General features: G+C 69.9%; 15 protein-coding genes. 2 read left to right on the forward strand and 13 right to left on the reverse strand.

Annotation, left to right across the window (positions count from 1 at the left end; genetic code table 11):
* Positions 1–61 precede the first annotated feature (61 nt).
* Both aspS and IT359_00780 read right to left on the reverse strand, forming a co-directional pair.
* The gene (gene aspS / locus IT359_00775; protein MCC6927495.1) at positions 62–1,843 is read right to left on the reverse strand and encodes an aspartate--tRNA ligase; all 1,782 of its coding nucleotides are present in this window, start codon (positions 1,841–1,843) and stop codon (positions 62–64) included.
* Complete coding sequence (locus IT359_00780; protein ID MCC6927496.1) at positions 1,840–2,214, reverse strand: VanZ family protein; 375 nt, start codon at positions 2,212–2,214, stop codon at positions 1,840–1,842. The genes aspS and IT359_00780 overlap by 4 nt, the downstream gene beginning before the upstream one ends.
* Before the next feature lie 161 nt (positions 2,215–2,375).
* On the opposite strand from IT359_00780, the gene rlmN reads away from it, so the two are divergent.
* Positions 2,376–3,482 (forward strand): 23S rRNA (adenine(2503)-C(2))-methyltransferase RlmN, encoded by a 1,107-nt coding sequence (rlmN, locus tag IT359_00785; protein ID MCC6927497.1) that lies wholly within the window; start codon positions 2,376–2,378, stop codon positions 3,480–3,482.
* On the opposite strand, the gene IT359_00790 is transcribed toward rlmN, so the two are convergent.
* The 9 genes from IT359_00790 to IT359_00830 form a co-directional block, all read right to left on the reverse strand.
* Positions 3,411–3,851 carry a LytR C-terminal domain-containing protein gene (locus tag IT359_00790; GenBank protein MCC6927498.1) on the reverse strand — a complete coding sequence of 147 codons (441 nt, stop codon included), beginning with the start codon at positions 3,849–3,851 and terminating at the stop codon, positions 3,411–3,413. The two genes, rlmN and IT359_00790, sit on opposite strands and share 72 nt — an antisense overlap.
* Positions 3,848–4,417: a hypothetical protein gene (locus tag IT359_00795; GenBank protein MCC6927499.1), complete on the reverse strand. Its 570-nt coding sequence runs from the start codon at positions 4,415–4,417 to the stop codon at positions 3,848–3,850. Before IT359_00795 ends, IT359_00790 begins: the two co-directional genes overlap by 4 nt.
* Before the next feature lie 107 nt (positions 4,418–4,524).
* On the reverse strand, positions 4,525–6,612 hold the full coding sequence (locus IT359_00800) for a GAF domain-containing protein (GenBank protein MCC6927500.1): 2,088 nt from the start codon (positions 6,610–6,612) through the stop codon (positions 4,525–4,527).
* Between the two features lies 1 nt (position 6,613).
* The gene (locus IT359_00805; protein ID MCC6927501.1) at positions 6,614–7,399 is read right to left on the reverse strand and encodes a tryptophan synthase subunit alpha; all 786 of its coding nucleotides are present in this window, start codon (positions 7,397–7,399) and stop codon (positions 6,614–6,616) included.
* Positions 7,383–8,906 carry an HD domain-containing protein gene (locus tag IT359_00810; GenBank protein MCC6927502.1) on the reverse strand — a complete coding sequence of 508 codons (1,524 nt, stop codon included), beginning with the start codon at positions 8,904–8,906 and terminating at the stop codon, positions 7,383–7,385. The genes IT359_00805 and IT359_00810 overlap by 17 nt, the downstream gene beginning before the upstream one ends.
* Positions 8,903–10,612 (reverse strand): HEAT repeat domain-containing protein, encoded by a 1,710-nt coding sequence (locus IT359_00815; protein ID MCC6927503.1) that lies wholly within the window; start codon positions 10,610–10,612, stop codon positions 8,903–8,905. The genes IT359_00810 and IT359_00815 overlap by 4 nt, the downstream gene beginning before the upstream one ends.
* Positions 10,609–11,892 (reverse strand): tryptophan synthase subunit beta, encoded by a 1,284-nt coding sequence (gene trpB, locus IT359_00820; protein MCC6927504.1) that lies wholly within the window; start codon positions 11,890–11,892, stop codon positions 10,609–10,611. Before trpB ends, IT359_00815 begins: the two co-directional genes overlap by 4 nt.
* A 135-nt stretch (positions 11,893–12,027) precedes the next feature.
* Positions 12,028–12,732, reverse strand: coding sequence for a phosphoribosylanthranilate isomerase (locus IT359_00825; protein MCC6927505.1), 705 nt, complete (start codon positions 12,730–12,732; stop codon positions 12,028–12,030).
* A gap of 14 nt (positions 12,733–12,746) precedes the next feature.
* A complete protein-coding gene (locus IT359_00830; GenBank protein ID MCC6927506.1) occupies positions 12,747–13,568 on the reverse strand; it encodes an indole-3-glycerol-phosphate synthase in 822 nt (273 codons plus the stop codon).
* 123 nt (positions 13,569–13,691) lie between these two features.
* Here IT359_00830 and lexA point away from each other — a divergent pair, with 123 nt between their 5' ends.
* Positions 13,692–14,300, forward strand: coding sequence for a transcriptional repressor LexA (gene lexA, locus IT359_00835; GenBank protein MCC6927507.1), 609 nt, complete (start codon positions 13,692–13,694; stop codon positions 14,298–14,300).
* 74 nt (positions 14,301–14,374) lie between these two features.
* On the opposite strand, the gene trpD is transcribed toward lexA, so the two are convergent.
* Both trpD and IT359_00845 read right to left on the reverse strand, forming a co-directional pair.
* On the reverse strand, positions 14,375–15,409 hold the full coding sequence (gene trpD / locus IT359_00840) for an anthranilate phosphoribosyltransferase (GenBank protein MCC6927508.1): 1,035 nt from the start codon (positions 15,407–15,409) through the stop codon (positions 14,375–14,377).
* The gene (locus IT359_00845; GenBank protein MCC6927509.1) at positions 15,399–16,712 is read right to left on the reverse strand and encodes a GAF domain-containing protein; all 1,314 of its coding nucleotides are present in this window, start codon (positions 16,710–16,712) and stop codon (positions 15,399–15,401) included. Before IT359_00845 ends, trpD begins: the two co-directional genes overlap by 11 nt.
* Between the last annotated feature and the right edge of the window lie 129 nt (positions 16,713–16,841).

Consider the following 16,841-nt stretch of genomic DNA (forward strand, 5'->3'; position numbering starts at 1 on the left):
CCTCGGTATCGAGGCGATGCGTGATGGACTCGTCAGGCACGGAACGGGTGTGCGGGGGGGACTACTCGGTGATGGCGAGGTGCAGCGCGACCAGGTCCTCGGGCTTGACCGGGGTCGGCGCCCCCTCGAACAGCGCGCGCGCCGCCGTCGTCTTGGGAAAGGCGATCACGTCGCGCAGCGACGGGGCCCCCGCCAGCAGCATCGCGATGCGGTCGAAGCCTAACGCGAAGCCGCCATGCGGCGGCGCCCCCGAGGCCAGCCCGTCGAGGAGGAAGCCGAAGCGCCGCTGCTGTTCCTCCGCGCCAATCCCCAGCAGGCGGAAGATGAGCGCCTGCAGCTGCGGATCGGTGATGCGAATGGAGCCGCTCCCCAATTCGTTCCCGTTGTACACGGCGTCGTAGTGCTGCGCGCGGCAGCGCCCCGGGTCGCTCTCGAGGAAGGGAAAGTCGTCGGGGTGCGGCGAGGTGAACGGGTGGTGCGCCGGGACGTACGCCCCCGTCTCCGGGTCGTGCTCGAAGAGCGGGAAGTCGACCACCCAGCAGAACGCATGCTCGCGCAGCATCGGCACCCCCGGCCGCTTCACCACCAGCGAGCGCACCGCGTGCAGCGCGGGCGAGGTGACATCGTCCTTTCCGACCACCGCCAGCAGCAACTCGCCGACGTCGCCACCGAGTGCGTCCAGCGCACTGGCCCCGATCGCCTTGACCCCCTGCCCCTCCCAGCCATGTTCGGTGCGCTTGGCCCAGATGAGCCCCCCCGCCCTGGCATCCCTGGCCGCGGCGGTCAAGCCATCGATCTCCTTGCGCGACGCATCGGCGCCGTGCGGCACACGCAGTCCGCGCATGCGAGCGCCGGTGCCTAACGCATCGGTCACGAACGGCGCCGCGTCACTTCCCACGTGCCTCGTGAGGTCCTCGATCTCGATCCCGTAGCGCAAGTCGGGCTTGTCCACGCCGAAGCGCTCCATCGCCTCCTTCCACGTGAGGCACGGGAAGGGCTGCGGAATGGCATGCCCCGCCTCGCCCCACAGCGCCACCAGGCAGGCCTCGACCACGTCCTGGACGTCGCGCGCGCTCACGAACGACGCCTCGAGATCGATCTGCGTGAATTCCAGCTGACGGTCGGCTCTCAGGTCTTCGTCGCGGAAGCAGCGCGCGATCTGGAAGTAGCGGTCGTAGCCGGCCACCATCAGCAGCTGCTTGTAGATCTGCGGCGACTGCGGGAGGGCGTAGAACTCCCCCTGGTGCACGCGGCTGGGGACCAGGAAGTCGCGTGCCCCCTCCGGCGTGGGCTTGGTGAGGATCGGCGTCTCGATCTCCAGGAAGCCGCGGTCGCTCATCACCTGCCGCGTCACCTGCATCAGGCGGTGGCGCATGACCAGGTTCTGTTGCAGCTCGGGGCGTCGCAGGTCGAGGATGCGGTACTTCAGGCGCAATTCCTCGGCCGCCAGCTTCTCCCCCTTGCCGCGCGCCACCGGGATGGCCGGCGTCAGCGCCGGTCCCACCACGCGGGCGTTCACGGCGCGCAGCTCGATCGAGCCGGTCTCCAGTTCCGGATTGTGTCCCTCGGCGGGACGCGAGACGACCTCACCCTCGATGAGGACGACCGTTTCCGGCGTCAGGCGCTCCGCCACCTGCAACGCCTCCGGCGTGGCGCTTCCCGGGGCAAAGGAGACTTGCAGCAACCCGGCGCGATCGCGCAGGTCCACGAAGACGAGCCCCCCGAGGTTGCGCGTGCGGTGCACCCACCCGCCCACGCGAACGGTCTGCCCGACGTGCGCCTCACGCAGCGCCCCACACAGGTGGGTCCGAAGGGCGGTAGCCAACGGGTTCGAACTCGTCACGACCTGCTCTCCCGGCGCGCCTGCGCCGAACGCGAAAGTGTCATGCCGAGCGTGGCCCCCGCCACGTCGGCTACCCAGTCGAGCGTCTCCGCGCTCCGAGCCGGGATCCACTGCTGATGCCATTCGTCTCCCGCCGCCAATGCCGCGATCAGCACCCCCGCCACCACCCAGCGCGCGAATCCATCGCGCCCCAATGCCTTGCCCGCGAGGAATCCGAGCACGCCGTACATCGATCCGTGCACCACCTTGTCCGCCCCAGGGATCTGCGGCCCGTGGGGGATCGCCGTGCCGGGCACCGACGTGATCACGAGGATCACCACGGTCCACGCCACGCACGGCCACCAGCGTCCCGAAATGGTGGAGGGTGTCATGCGCACGCTGGCGGCGGCAGGATTGGATGGGGTGCGCGCCGCACGGCGAGCGAAATCCGCACGGAGTATCCTCGGAAGTGACGGTGGAATCTACGTTTCCACTCGCCCTCGTGGTAGGCGACGCATTGACCCCACCACGGCGATCCGATAACCTCAAACCCATGGCACGCCACGCGTTGGACCGCTCGGACGGTCGAACCAACCTCCTCGACCTCACGCCGGCCAAGGCGACGGATGCAATCGCCGCGTTCCTCGCCGCGAGCGGCGAGCCGCCCTACCGTGTCAAGCAGATCGTCCCCGCGCTCTGGCAGCAGCCGGCGCGCTCGTTCCAGGAGGTGACGACGCTTCCCCAGGCACTCCGCGACGCGCTCGACGCCGCGTTCGCCCTCCCCGCCCTCACCCTCGCCACGCGCCAGGCCTCCGCCGACGGGACGCAGAAGTTCCTCTTCACCCTGCACGACGGACAATCGATAGAGACGGTCGCCATCCCCGACGGCGACCGGATGACCTTCTGCATCTCGTCCCAGGCCGGGTGCGCGCTCCAGTGCGCCTTTTGCGCAACCGGGGTGATGGGTTTCTCGCGCAACCTCGCGCCGCACGAGATTGCCGGGCAGGTGCGCGAACTGGCGCTCCTCGATCCCCCCATGCGTCCCACGAACATCGTCTTCATGGGAATGGGCGAGCCGCTCATGAACTGGGACGCGGTGGAGCGTACGCTCACGATCCTCAACGACGCCAACGGCCTCGGCATCGGGGCCCGGCACATCACGGTCTCGACGGTCGGGGTGTTGCCGGGAATCCTCGCCCTGGGCGCGCGTCCGGAGCAGTTCCGGCTGGCGATCTCGATCCATGCGCCGAGCGATGCGCTGCGCCGCACGCTCATGCCGATCAACGTGAAGTACCCGCTCGCCGACGTGGTGAAGGCCGCGGCGGAGTTCGACCGGCGGGTGACGTTCGAGTATGTGATGCTGGGCGGGGTGAACGATCGTGACGAACACGCGGACCAGTTGGCGGGGCTGGCGCGGGCGTGCGGCGCGTTCGTGAACCTCATCCCGTTGCATCCCGGCGGGGCGGGCGATTTCACGCCGACCACGGCGGCCGGCATTCGCGCGTTTGCCGCCCAGCTTCGCCGCCACGGCATCGAGGTGGCCATTCGCAAGAGCCGTGGCAAGGACATCGCCGCGGCGTGCGGGCAGCTACGGGTAGAACGCCTCCGCCGGCGTGCGGACCACGCGGCCGATCAGCACGGTGACGTCCACGTAGCGTGAGGTGTCGGGGCGCGCCTCCACCGCCGCCCCGCCTAACGCCTTGCTCACCAGCGCCGCCCACTCGGGGTGTCCGCTCCGGTCGAGCACCAGCGTGGAGTCCCGGGGCGGCCCCTCCCCCGCGAAGCGCACCACGTCGAACCCCGCATCGCGTAGGTAGAGCGAGAGCCGTCGCGCCTCACCGCGCGTGGTCGTGGTGTTGAGCACTTCCACGCGGATCCGCGTCCCGTCCGGGACGAGGCGCTGGACGGCGACCTGCTGCGCCGGGCGCTCCTCGTCGGCTGCAACCGCCGCCGTGCGGCGGAACCACCAGGCGCCGCCACCGGCCGCCAGCAGCAAGGCGACCACGCCGACGACCGCGCGCCCCCTCATCGGACGCGATTCCACAGGGCCGCCGTCTCGGGGAAGATCGTCTTCCCCTCGCGCAGCGTCCACTCGATGCGGGTGCGCACCACCTGCCGGAAGACGCCGTCGAAGTCGAGCGGCACGTGCGAGGCGAGAAAGGCCCGATCGCCCTGCGAGAAGGGGCGTCCCGGCTCGAGGTAGTCGGCCATGAAGAGCGCGCGCCCCGCTCTCCCCCACTCCGGGTTCCCCAGCGTGTGCCAGCGGATGGCCTCCAGCAGCTCGCGGCGCTCCTCGCCCTCGTCGGCCAGCCGCCGCGCCGCCGCCGGCCCGTGCAGGACGCTGTCCGGGAGCTGCGGATCGGGCACCGCCAGCCGCAACTCCTCCAGCGGGGCATCGCGCAACGCGTCATGGTACCGCCCCGCATCGTGCCACAACTGCCGTTCCGCCGGCGTCAGGTGCAACGCCTCGCTCCAGCGATCCAGCAGCGCCGTCACGCGCGCAATGTGCAAGCGCCGCTTCTCCCCCACCTGTGCCCACGCGGGGAGCGCGGGGAACGCGGGAGACGGGTGCAATGAACGATCGGTACCAGGCATGATCGAATGAGACACGGCGGCGCAACCTAGGTTCGGTCGGGCAGCCGGTCAATCACGCCACCCGGCGCTCCCCCGAACGCACGCGTCATCCCTCGCATGCCCCGAGATCAGTCGCGCCCGAGCTTGCTCAGGCGACGGGCGAGTTCGGCGAGATACGTCGCCAGCTCGCGCAGTTCTCGCGTCGCCCCCTCCACCTCCTGCAGCGCGCGCGCCTGCGAGTCCGCCGTCTCCGCCACCTGCGCCGCCCCCTCGCGGTTGCGTCCCGAGATCTCGGCGATGCGCGCGATGCGATCGCGCACCCCGCCCACCGCATCCTCCTGCGAACGCGACACCTCGGCAATGCGCTTGGCCCACGTGGCCGCCGAACGCGACGAGTCGACGACCTGCGCCATCGCGTCGCGCGCCGAGCCGGAGAGCGTCTCCACGTCGGCAACCATCGCCCGCCCGCGATCCATCTGCCGCGTGGCGCGCTCCATCTGCCCGGCGAGCGTTGCCACCAGCACCGACGCCTCCTCCGACGCCTTCCCGCTCTGCTCGGCGAGCTTGCGGATCTCCTCCGCCACCACGGCAAAGCCGCGCCCTTCCTCCCCCGCGCGCGCCGCCTCGATCGCCGCGTTGAGCGCCAGAAGATTCGTCTGCTCGGCCAGGTCCTTGATGACGCCGATGAACGACGTGACGCGTCGCGTCTCGTCGCCAAGGTCACCCATGATTGCGCCGCTCTCCCCCACGAAGCCCTTGGCGCTGACGAGTCGCTCGATCGCCGTGCCGATCGTCGAGCGATGCTCCGTGGCAATCTGCACCGCGCGATCGCTCGCGGCGGCTGCCTCGCGGGCGTCGCGCGCGATGGACGACGTCGCGGTGTGCACATCGGCCGCCGCATCGTGGCCGCGCGCCGCCTGGTCGCTCGCCTCGGCGACGGAGCGCGAAATCTCGCTCGCGAGGCGCGCGACGGTCTCGGCCCCGCTGCGCAACTGGTGCGCCGAGTCGTTCATGGTTGCCACCTGCCGCTCGAGGCGCTCGACCGACTCGGCCAGTGGACGACGAAGGTCCTGGATGTGGATCGTCGTCGCGAGTTGCGAGGCGAAGCGCTGCACCACGTCGAGTTGCCTGGGCCCGTAGGTGCCGCGCTTGTGATGCTCCAGCTCGAGCAGCCCCACCGTGCGTTCGCCAAAGCGCAGCGGCATCACGACCGCGCTGCGCGCCGACTCGCGCGGTTGCTTGACGCGCACATCGTGGAGGCTGTCGGTGACGATCACCGCGCGCCCCGTGGCCAGCGCCTCGTCGCGCAGCTCACGCCCGTCCGGCATGGGCGGCACCGGCGGATCGAGCAGTCCGTCGCGCCCCGTGAAGAGGAGCCGCACGCCGCCGTCTTGCAGCCGGTGAATCCGGAAGTCGCGCCAGTCCACGAGCCGGTTCCCCAACTCGGCAATGCGCGCGAAGGCGTCGCCCAGCGAGGCGTCGCTCGACACCACCAGCTCCATCTGGTGGATCTTGTTCAGCTCCTCGGCGGCGATTGCTTCCTCGATGATGCGTTGGAAGAGGAGCGACCCGAAGGCGATGGCGATGGCGACCACTATCCATCCGGCGCGCCCCACGCTGGTGACCGTGAGGACGACGAGGAGCACCGCGGCCGACGATGCGCCGAAGGCGATGACTTCGTAGCGCAGGATGATCGAGCGCTCCTCGGGGAGGAGCTTGTCGCGCACCAGGAGCGAGAAGTACTGCAGCGCCCGCGACGCGATGAAGTAGGCAAAGACGAAGACCGAGACGGCCGGGACGAGTTCGGCCGACAGCGCTCCCGTCGGCTGCACGTCGAGCGCGGCCGCGGTGGCGGCGAATGCGCCGTAGGCCGAGACCAGCGCCAGCACCTCGCGCCCCGCGTTGACCCACGCCCATGCCAGCGCCTTGCGCTGGAACAGCCAGTCGGCGAGCAGAACGCCGGCAAAGAGTGCGAGTGCTGTTGCGCTGACGCCCAGCACCAGCGCGCCCGCCATTGCCGTCACCGGCGAACCGGTGAGCGTCGAGTACTTGGTGAGTGCGATGGGGCGCGCGCGCAGCAGCACGGTCGCGACAAAGACGATCGTGATCCCCAGCGGATGGGCGGCCCAGCGAGGGTCGACCACGGCCAGGAGGCCGACCGCCGCCGTCCCGGCGACGGCGATCCCCCGCGTGATGAGGTCGACGCGCAGTTGCACGTCAGGTGGCGTCGAGCGCCCGACGCAACTCCACGGTGAGAGCGTGTGCGGCGTCGACCCCCGACTCGGCGGCCTTCACGATCGCGCTCCCGACCACCACGCCATCGGCCAGGCGAGCGATGGCGTGCGCCTGTTCGCCGTTGGACACCCCAAACCCGGCGCAGATGGGGAGATCGGTCGCGCCGCGGAGCCGCGCGATGGTCTCGGGAAGGTCGCTGGCCACGTCGCGTTGCATCCCGGTCACGCCGAGTCGCGAGATGAGGTACACGAAGCCGCGACCGTGCTGCGCGATGTCGCGCATGCGGGCCAGCGGCGTGGTGGGCGCCACCAGGCGCACGAAGGCCAGCGGTCCGGCGCCCACCCAGGCTTCGCGCGCCGGGTCTGCCCCCACGGGGAGGTCCGTCAGGAGCAACCCGTGCACCCCCGATTCCGCCGCGCGCACGAGGATGTCGTCGCCCGCGGCCATGATCGGGTTGAGGTAGCTGAAGAGCACCACGGGGATGGACAGCTGCGCGTCGCGCACCAGCGCCAGGACATCGCGGATGCCCACGCCGTGCTCCAGCGCCACCTGCGACGAGCGCTGGATGACGGGGCCATCGGCCATCGGGTCGGAGAACGGGACGCCGACCTCGATCACGTCGGCCCCCCCTGCCTCGAGCGCGCGCATGAGGGCGAGCGATTGCGCAGGATCGGGGTGCCCTGCGGTCATGTAGGTCACGAGCGCCTTGCGCCCGTCTCGCTTGAGCAATGCGAAGCGCTGCGCCAGCGCGTCAGACGAAATAGTCACCGACATTGATGCCGTAACGGTCCGGATTCTCGGTCTTGATGATCGTGCGCACATATGCCGACCCGTCCGCCTTCTGCTCGGTGAGGTCGACGAGGTGCCCGGGGTAGAGGACGTTGCCGCGGTCGTCGCTCACGATGCGGACCACGGGGCGCGAGATGGCGGCGGGGTTGGGATTCACCGCATGCACCACCGCCAGCTCGAACGTGTCCAGGACGACCAGCGTCCCGACCGGGAAGACGCCTAACAAGTTGATGAACCCCTTCACCACCACCGGGTCCATCCCGCGTCGCGGGTTGTCGCGCATCCCGGCGAGCACCGCCGCTGGCGACATGGGGACCGTCTGGTAGGCGCGACGCGTGGTGGCGGCGTCGAAGCCGTCGGCCACCGCCACGATGCGGCTGAAGATGCTCTGCTGCCGCGGGCGAATGGTCTTGGGATACCCCGTGAGGTCCTGCTTCATGTGATGCTCGTACGCCACCACCATGGCGCGGTACGGCAGATCCTGCTGCCCGCGCATGTGGAACAGCGCCAGCACGCCAAGCCAGGGATGCGCCGCCAGCCAGCGCCAGTCGTCGTCGCTCAGGTTGTCGGTCTTGTTGAGCACCGTGAGCGGGACGCGCGACTTGCCGATGTCGTGGAAGAGCGCCGCCAGCCCCAGGTCGTACAGCTGCAACTTGCTCAACCCCAGGCGCCGCCCCAGCGCCACGGAAAAGATGCAGACGTTGACCGAGTGCGTGAACGTGTACTCGTCGTAGTCGCGAATGGTGGTGAGCCCCACCAGCGACGTCTCCTCGTTGAGGATCTGGTCGACGATGGTTTGCACCACGCGCTTGATCTTCTTGATATTCGGCGACGCCCCCATGCGCACCGAGTTCATCACTTCCTTGGTCACCGCCACCGACTGCGAGTAGGTGCGCTTGGCCGCTTCCTTGGCGCGCTGCTTGAAGTCGGGGTCCTCCTCGGTCACCAGCGGCGCGCCCAGCTCGAACACCGTCACCGCGGCGGCGGCGAGCTTCTCGGTGAGGTCGAAGGCCGTGACGTCGTCGCCCTGCTTGCTCTGGCTCAGAAGGAGCGAGAGGAAGACGAGCCAGTCGCGCGGTTCCGCCTCGCGCGCCAGGCGCACCGAGCCCACCCCAACGGCGCGCAGCACCGAGAGGATCTGCGAGAAGGCCGCATAGTTGTCGAGATCGAGCCGCAGCCGCGTCGAGTTCACGAAGATGAACTCGTTGGACGCGCGCAGCTCCACTTCGTGCTCGTGCTCGTAGAGCTCCTGGGCCACGCGCGCAAGGTCGGCCAGCGCGTTGCGCACCGCTTCGTTCTCCGGCGGATAGAGGCGAATCACCCGCATGGCGCCGTAGATGCTCACGATCAGTTGTCGCCCGGCGCGGCGCACGAACGAATCGCCGGACAGGTCGCTCATCGCGACCTGCGCGCGCGACCCGGCGGCGGGAGTCCGCCCGCTGGTGCGCGCCATCCCCGCCACGGGCGTCTGTCGCGGCGTCGTCACGCCGTCCCTCCCCGCAGGGCGCGGTTCACCGCGTTGCGCACCAGGATCTCCTTGTCGGTCGCCGCGCGACGCAACACCGCGATTGCATCCGTCGTCCCGACCCGCCCCAGCGCCATTGCCGCGCAGGCGCGCAGCTCCGGGTCCTCGCGCCGGCCAAAGAAGCTCTTGCTGTTGAGGAGCCCATCGAGCAGCGCCACCCCGCCGTCGCCGCACATCGCGCCAAAGGCCTCGAACAGCGCCATCTTCTCCGTGAGGTCGGCGTCGGACAGCCGCTTCCCCTTGATCGCCGCCTCGACCTTCGGGAGCGCGGGACGATGCACGCGCTGCGCGAACGCCTTGGCCGTCGCCACCCGCACCTCGCGCGAACTGTCGTCGATGCAGCGCTCCAGCTGCTGCAACGCCCCGGGAGTCCCGATCTCCGCCAGCGCCTGCACCGCCGCCAGCCGCACGTCGTTGTCGGGTTGCGTCATCAGGCGCGAGAGCGCCGGCACCGCCGCCGCCGCCTTCATCGCCCCCGAGCGGCGAATCGCCTCCAACGCCACGTCGCGCTCCGGCGCGCCAATCAACCGCACCAGCTCACCGGTGTGCGCCGCCGCCAGCCGCTGCGCCGCCGACTCGAGCTGCGTCCGCACCCTCGGCGTCTGCAATCGTCCCAGCCACGAGAAGATCGTCCCCAGCGCCGAGACGCGGAGTTGGTCGAACAGCTCGTTCAATTCCGACTGGTCGGCCAGGTCGGTGCGCTCGTCCAGCGACTGCAGGAGTTGCGACAACGCCTCCGGTTCGCTCATCCGGTTGGGGAGCGAGAGCAGTGTCTCGCGCTGCGGCGGCGTGAGGTCGCGTGCGCGGTTGGCGGCGATGTTCACCTCGCGCAGCAGGTGCGCCACCGTACGCAGCTGTCCCGCCGTGAGCAGGTGCACGAGCAGGTTGTCGAGGACGCCGACGATCTCGTCGCGAATCGCCGGATCCACCTGCACCTCGAACACGTCGAGGAGGATGTTGACGACGTTGCCGCGCAGCTCCGACGCGTACTCGGTCGACACCGCGTCCTTCAGGTACTCGATCTCGCGCTCGTCGAGGAAATACAGCGTGCTGTCGAAGTCATCGAGGTTCACCACGCCCGACGGGAGGATCGTCTCCTGCGGCGGCTCCTGGATCTGCTTCGGATCGACGAGGCGGTCCTGCTTCGCGAGGTCGGACGCATCGAGCGGCGCCACGCCCTCCAGCGCCACGTCCACGTAGCGGTACCGCACGAACGAGAACTCCTGCTCCCACAGCAGCGTCAGGAGGTCGTCCTCGTCAGGCGACGCCTTGCGCACCCGGACGATGATGTCGATCAGCTGCACCAGCTCCTGCTGCTCCACCTCGCGCAGCAGGCGCAACTCGCGAATGCCGTCCTTGTACAGGATCCACGGCAGCGCGTCGGTGGTCTTGTCCGGCTCGTTGATGACCGTCTGCCCTTCCCAGCGCAGTTGTGTGTCGGTCACCTCGATGACCAGCTCCTCGCAATGCGCCCAGATGGGGGCGAACGAGGCACGCGCATTGTCGAGCGCGCGCAGGAAGGTCGGGTTGTTGGGGAGGTACAGCTGCTGCGCGCGCACCGCACGACCGAACATGCGGAGCATCTCCTCCACGAGCGCCAACGGAAACGGCGGCTCGGGGCGATCCTCCGCATGCTGGTTCGGGGTGCTCGCCGACGGCAGGGTCACAGCGGCAAAATACCCATTTCTCGGACCTGCGCCACGTCCTTGTCCCCGCGACCGCTCACGCACAGCAGCACAGGCTCGTCGGCGGTCCAGCGCCCGCGTTGCGCGGCGATCCACGCCACAGCGTGCGCCGTCTCGAGCGCCGGAATGATCCCCTCCAACCGACTCAGCATCGCGAACCCCTCCAGGGCCTGCGTGTCGTCCACCGCGACATAGGTCGCCCGGCCACTGTCCTTTAGGTACGAGTGCTCCGGCCCCACCCCCGGGTAGTCCAGGCCGGCCGAAATCGAATGCGCCGGATGCACCTGCCCGCGCTCGTCCTGCAGCAGGTAGCTCAACGACCCGTGCAGCACCCCCGGCGTGCCGCGGGTCAACGACGCCGAGTGCCGGGCGGAATCGAGCCCTTCACCGGCCGCCTCAACTCCGACGAGTTCCACCCCCTCATCGTCAACGAAACCGGCAAAGATTCCCATCGCATTCGACCCCCCGCCCACGCACGCCACCACGCTCCTCGGAAGACGCCCCGCGCGCTCCAGCATCTGCGCGCGCGCCTCGCGCCCGATGACCGACTGGAAGGCGCGCACCATGCGCGGATACGGAGCCGGCCCCACCACCGAGCCAATGATGTAGTGCGAGTCCCGGACGTTCGTGACCCAATCCCGAATCGCCTCGGTCGTGGCGTCCTTGAGCGTCCGCGTCCCGCTGGTGACGGGAATCACTTCCGCCCCCATCAGCCGCATGCGGTAGACGTTGAGCGCCTGCCGGCGCATGTCCTCCTCGCCCATGTACACCACGCAACCGAGGCCGAAGCGCGCGCAGATGGTCGCCGTCGCCACGCCATGCTGCCCCGCCCCGGTCTCGGCGATGATGCGCGTCTTCCCCATGCGGCGCGCCAGCAGCGCCTGCCCCACGGTGTTGTTGATCTTGTGCGCCCCCGTGTGGTTCAGGTCCTCGCGCTTGAGCCACACCGGCGCCCCGACCAGCGCCGACAGGCGTGGCGCATCGCTCAGCGCCGACGCTCGCCCCACATAGTGCGTGAGGAGCTCCTGCCAGGCACCGACAAAGGTCGGGTCGAGCATCGCGGCGTCGAACGCCGCCTCGAGTTCGTCCAGCGCCGGGATCAGCGTCTCCGGCACGTAACGTCCCCCGAATACGCCAAAGCGGTCGCGCGATGCGGGGACTTCACTCGAGGCGAGCGACGCCTTCGCGCCGGCCGAACCAGCCGCGCTGGTTGGAATCGTCGAACTCGTCGAATTGGTCGAGGGCGTGGCAGATGCGGACATGCCGATCAGACTCCAGTTGCTGCGTGTGAAGCGGGTTTGCGGTGCGCGCCGACGCCGGCGCAGTCTACAGGCGATCTCACGGATGGTCGACGGCACGTGGCCGGCCGAGAGGGCCAGCGAACCAGCGCGCGGCGATCATTCGTGCGACGGTTTCCGGTCGCGCGCCTCGCGAACGGCGTCCGCGAAGGCGCGCATGCGCAGCGGGTCCTTCACCCCCGGCGCCGATTCCACGCCGGACGAGACGTCGACCACATCCGGGGCCAGGAGCGCGATGGCCCGGGCGACATTGTCCGCGCGAAGACCTCCGGCAAGGATAATCGATCGCCCGTCGCGCAGGGGTTCCACCACCTCACGCGTCGCCGCCCAGTCGAAGCTGCGTCCTGTCCCGCCGAGCATCCCGTCCACCTTGGCGTCGAGGAGGACGCCATCGCCCTCCGCCGCCGCGGCGAGCTGCCGCCCGTCGATACCCGACTCGCCCACGTGAAGCACCATCCAGATGCGCGCGCGTGTGCGGCGCCTGAGCGCGGGCACGAGTTCTCCGTCGTCGCCCCCGTGCAGCTGGATCACGTCGAGCCCCAGGCGATCGACGGTATCGGCGATGGCGTCGGCGCTCATCCCGGCAAAGACCCCGACGCGCGCCGGCCGCGGAAGACGCTGCGAACCCGGCGTGTCCTCGACGGCGCGCAGCAGCGACGCCGCGCCCTCGACCGTCAGCTGCCGTGCACTCGGCGCAAAGATGAAGCCGAGGAATCCGGCGCCTAACGCGGCGGCGAGCACGGCGTCCTCGGCACGCGTGAGCCCGCAGAACTTGAGCGCGACGGCGGAATGGTGCGATGCCACGGCGTGCCCTCGCGCTACGCGCCGGCGACGCGCGCCACGCCGGCCAGCGCGCGCATTGCGGCTGCCGGGTCGCTCGACGCCGACAGCGCGGAGCCGATGAGCACGGCGTCGGCGCCCAGTGCCGCGGCGCGCACCACGTCCGGCACCGCCGTCATCCCACTCTCCGCCACCCGCACCCGGTCGCGCGGTATCGACGGCAGCAGGCGTTCCGTCACCGATTGCTCGATCACCAGCGTCTCGAGGTCGCGCGCGTTCACGCCGATCGCGGGGGCTCGTGTCGCCACCGCACGCGCCAGCTCCGCCTCGCTCCGCACCTCCACCAGCGGCTCGATCCCGAGGTCCAGTGCGAGGTCGACCAGCCCCTCCAGTCGCCCAGGTCCCAGCGCCCGCGCAATGAAGAGGATCGCCGACGCGCCGAGGGCGCGCGCCTCCCACACCTGCGCCTCGTCTACGTGGAAGTCCTTCTTGAGGAGCGGAATGCTCACGCGGTCGCGTACCTCGACAAGGTCACGCTCGCTGCCGCCAAACTCCGACGGTTCGGTGAGCACGGAGAGGGCGCGCGCCCCCGCCTTCTCGTACAACGCCCCCCGGTCACCGGCGCGAATCTCGGCATTGATCTCCCCTTTCGACGGCGAACGTCGCTTGATCTCGGCGATCACGGCAATCGTTTCGCCCGCTCGTAGCGCCTTGGCGAAGGAGGTGACCGGTGGGGCGTCGCGCACCTGCGCCTTCAGGTCGTCGAGGCGGAGCCGAAGCGCGGACGAGCGCTCGGCCGCGGCTGCGGAAAGTCGCCCCAGCGGGCCAGACGGGGGCGTCCAGGAGAGATTCTCTTGCACTTCGGGGCTTGTTCGGCTAGAGTTTCTTCGGCAGTTGTTCGGGGATCTCCATCGACCGCCCGTCCGGCCCTTGCCCGGGGGCTGGTTCTCGATCCTCGACGCACCCTCGCGCGGAGTCCGCACATGCCGCTCACCAAACGGCAACGAGAGATCCTGACCTACCTGCAGGAGTACGCCGACGACCGGGGCTACGCCCCTTCGTTCGAGGAGATCGCCGAGCACTTCAACTATAACTCGCTGGCCACGGTGCACGAGCACCTCACCAACCTCGAACGCAAGGGGTACATCCGGCGGAGTTACAACGAGAGCCGGGCCATCGAGATCCTCCCGTCGGAACTCTTTGCGCGCGCGGTCGACCTCCCGCTCCTGGGCACCGTCGCCGCCGGCGCCCCCATCGAGGCGTACGCGCACAACGAGTCGCTTGCCGTTCCACAGGACCTGGTCACCCGAAACGGGAACCACTACGTCCTCAAGGTGCGCGGGAACTCGATGATCGACGAGCAAATCCGTGACGGCGACTTTGTCATCGTCAACGAGCGCCGCAGCGCGGACAACGGCGAGATGGTCATCGCCCTCCTCAACAACACCGGCGCCACCTGCAAGAAGTTCTACCGCGAACGCGACGGGCGCATTCGGCTGCAGCCAGCCAACGAGACGCTCACGCCGATGTACGTGCACGAGAACGACATCGCCATCCAGGGGGTCGTCGTCGGCGTCATTCGGCGCTACTAGGCCGGCGCGCCAGTTCCAGAGAGTGCAGCGCGCGCGCGAGCCGAAGGAGCTTGGCTCGCGCGCGCTGCCGGCGGTCAGGGTTCGGGCGCGTACGCGCGGCGCAGCCGCTCCAGCGCGTCCAGTCCCACGGCGTCGCGCACCCCCTGTTTTGCGCGCGCCACTCCCTCCGCGTAGTCGCTCACCTGCCCCGAGACGTAGAGCGCGGCCGCCGCGTTGAGGACCACCGCGGCGGTGGCGGCTGGAGTCCCCTGGCCTCCCAACACGTCGCGCACGATGCGCGCGTTGTCGGCGGGGCCGCCGCCGGCGAGTGCGGCGGGGTCAAACGCCGGGTAGCCAAAGTCCGACGGCTTCACTTCCCACTCGCGAGTCGTTCCGGCGCGCACCTCGACCACGCGCGTCGGGCCCAGCGGTGAGAACTCGTCCATCCCCGGCTCGCCGTGCACCACGAGGGCGTGCGTGGTCCCCAGCGCGGCGAGCGCCCCCGCCAGGAGAGGGATGCGCCGAACCTCCGCCACCCCCAGCACCTGGCGCCCCGCCATTGCCGGGTTGGCCAGCGGCCCCACGATGTTCATGACTGTCGGCACCGCCAGCTCGCGGCGCACCGGTCCCACGTGGCGCATTGCCGGATGCATGCTCGGGGCGAACATGAAGACGATCCCCGCGTCGTGCAGCGAGCGCTCCATGACCGCCGGCGCGGCGTCCAGCGGGACCCCCATTGCCTCCAGGACGTCGGCACTTCCGCACTGCGAGGTGAACGAGCGGTTTCCGTGCTTCGCCACGCGAACCCCGAGCCCGGCGGCGAGCAGGGCGGCGGCGGTGGAGATGTTGAACGTGGTGACCGTTCCACCCCCGGTGCCGCAGGTGTCCACCAGTGCGGCGGGATCGCTGGCGCTCAGGCGGACCATCGCCTGGCGCATCGCGCGGGCGGCCCCCGCCACCTCCTGGGCCGTTTCCCCCTTCACGCGAAGCCCCATGAGGAGTGCGGCCACCTGCGCCGGCGTGGCCTCGCCCCGCATGATGGTCCCGAACGCCTCCGCCGAATCGTCCTCGGCGAGCGACTCGCCGAAGGCCAGCCGGCGAATCGCCTGCTGCAGCGTGCTACTCGTCACCGATCTCTCCCAGCAGCCGCTCCGGGAGCTCGGCATTGGCGGCGATGAGCGCGATGACCAGCGCCAGCAGCGACACGCGTTCGACGTCTTCCTCCACGAAGACGCCGCGCTTGGCGCGATTGGTCAGGTTCACGACGCCGATCAGTTCATCCCGGTAGATGAGCGGGAACGAGATGAACGACCCGGTGGTGAGGTACTGGTCGCGAAGGAGCGGGTGGCGGTCGGCTTCCGCGGCATCCTGCACCAGCAGCGGTTCGCGCGACATGGCGACGATGCCCGCGACACCCTTGCCGTTGGGAATGCGCTGGCCGAGGACGATGTTGGGCGCCAGCCCGCGCGCTGCGGCGAGGTAGAGCGTATCCGGCTCGGGGGCGCGCAGCATGAGCGAGCAGCGTTGCGCCTGCATGTCATCGCCCACCAGGGCGAGGAGTCCGTCCACCAGGGCGCGCGGCGCATCCTTGCTCGTGTTGTCGATGCGCAGCGACCGTTCGATGAGGTACAGCGTGCGCGTCTTCTGTCGCAGCGATTCGTTGCGGCGGTGCAGCTCGATGTGCGCCTGCTCCAGCTGTGCGACGGCCGCCGTGAGCTGGTGCTCCAGCGACGACGACTTGCGCGTTGCGCGCCGCCCCTCTTCCTGCGCCGCGGCGATGTCGCGCTCCAGGTGCAAGAGGCGTTCGGCGTCGGCGGCGTTGACCTGCGAGGCGGCGCCGCGCGCCTTCCCCAGCTCGCCCTCGAGCACGCCGAGCTTGCGGATGTACTCGCCGTGCACGCGCTGCGTCACGTCCTCGAGCGTGCGCACCGCTTCGTCACGCGCCTCGCGCTCGCCAAAGCGCGCGTACGCCAGCTCGAACAGGGCGACGCACGGGGCGAAGCGTTCGCTGGTTCGCGTGCCGAACATGCGCCGCTGTTCGTACAGTCCCAGCATCCCTGACAGTTCGCCGTCTGTCGTTAGGCCGCGCAGCGAGAGGATGCCGCCGTCGGCAAACGGGGTGAGGCCGAGGAGCCGGGCGTACTCGACCGACCGGTCGCCGAGGTCGACGAACTGCCCGCCGTTTGCCACCATGGCGCGCGCGGCCGGGGGGAGGTGGTCGATGGTGGTATCGACGGTGGCGCGGACCACGCGCTCCTGCACGGGGGTCAGCCGCTCACGCAGCATTTCCCGGCGCCCTTCGTAGCGGAACACGGAGACGAGCGCCGACCGATCGGCCTCGGCGAGCGCCTCACCCAGCGCCACGAGCGCCGCGTCCAGGTCGGGGGCGACACTCAGCGCGTGCGCCAGCGAGGGAAGGCTCTTGATCGACATGTGGAAAGGTGTCGGCATCCGCCGACCGGAGGTCGAGCGGCGGTGCAAAGTGTGCCCGTACAACCAGCGAAGTCAATCGGTTGGCTGCCGTGGCGCGATGCCTCGGATAGCCTCGTGTGTTTGCTTGAC

The organism is Gemmatimonadaceae bacterium, from assembly GCA_020852815.1.
Lineage (GTDB): Bacteria > Gemmatimonadota > Gemmatimonadetes > Gemmatimonadales > Gemmatimonadaceae > SCN-70-22.

Excerpts from the sequence above, each read along its gene's own strand:
- IT359_00780 (MCC6927496.1), bottom strand. The coding sequence starts at position 2,214 with ATGACACCCTCCACCATTTCGGGACGCTGGTGGCCGTGCGTGGCGTGG.
- rlmN (MCC6927497.1), top strand. The coding sequence starts at position 2,376 with ATGGCACGCCACGCGTTGGACCGCTCGGACGGTCGAACCAACCTCCTC.
- IT359_00790 (MCC6927498.1), bottom strand. The coding sequence starts at position 3,851 with ATGAGGGGGCGCGCGGTCGTCGGCGTGGTCGCCTTGCTGCTGGCGGCC.
- IT359_00795 (MCC6927499.1), bottom strand. The coding sequence starts at position 4,417 with ATGCCTGGTACCGATCGTTCATTGCACCCGTCTCCCGCGTTCCCCGCG.
- trpB (MCC6927504.1), bottom strand. The coding sequence starts at position 11,892 with ATGTCCGCATCTGCCACGCCCTCGACCAATTCGACGAGTTCGACGATT.
- lexA (MCC6927507.1), top strand. The coding sequence starts at position 13,692 with ATGCCGCTCACCAAACGGCAACGAGAGATCCTGACCTACCTGCAGGAG.
- IT359_00845 (MCC6927509.1), bottom strand. The coding sequence starts at position 16,712 with ATGTCGATCAAGAGCCTTCCCTCGCTGGCGCACGCGCTGAGTGTCGCC.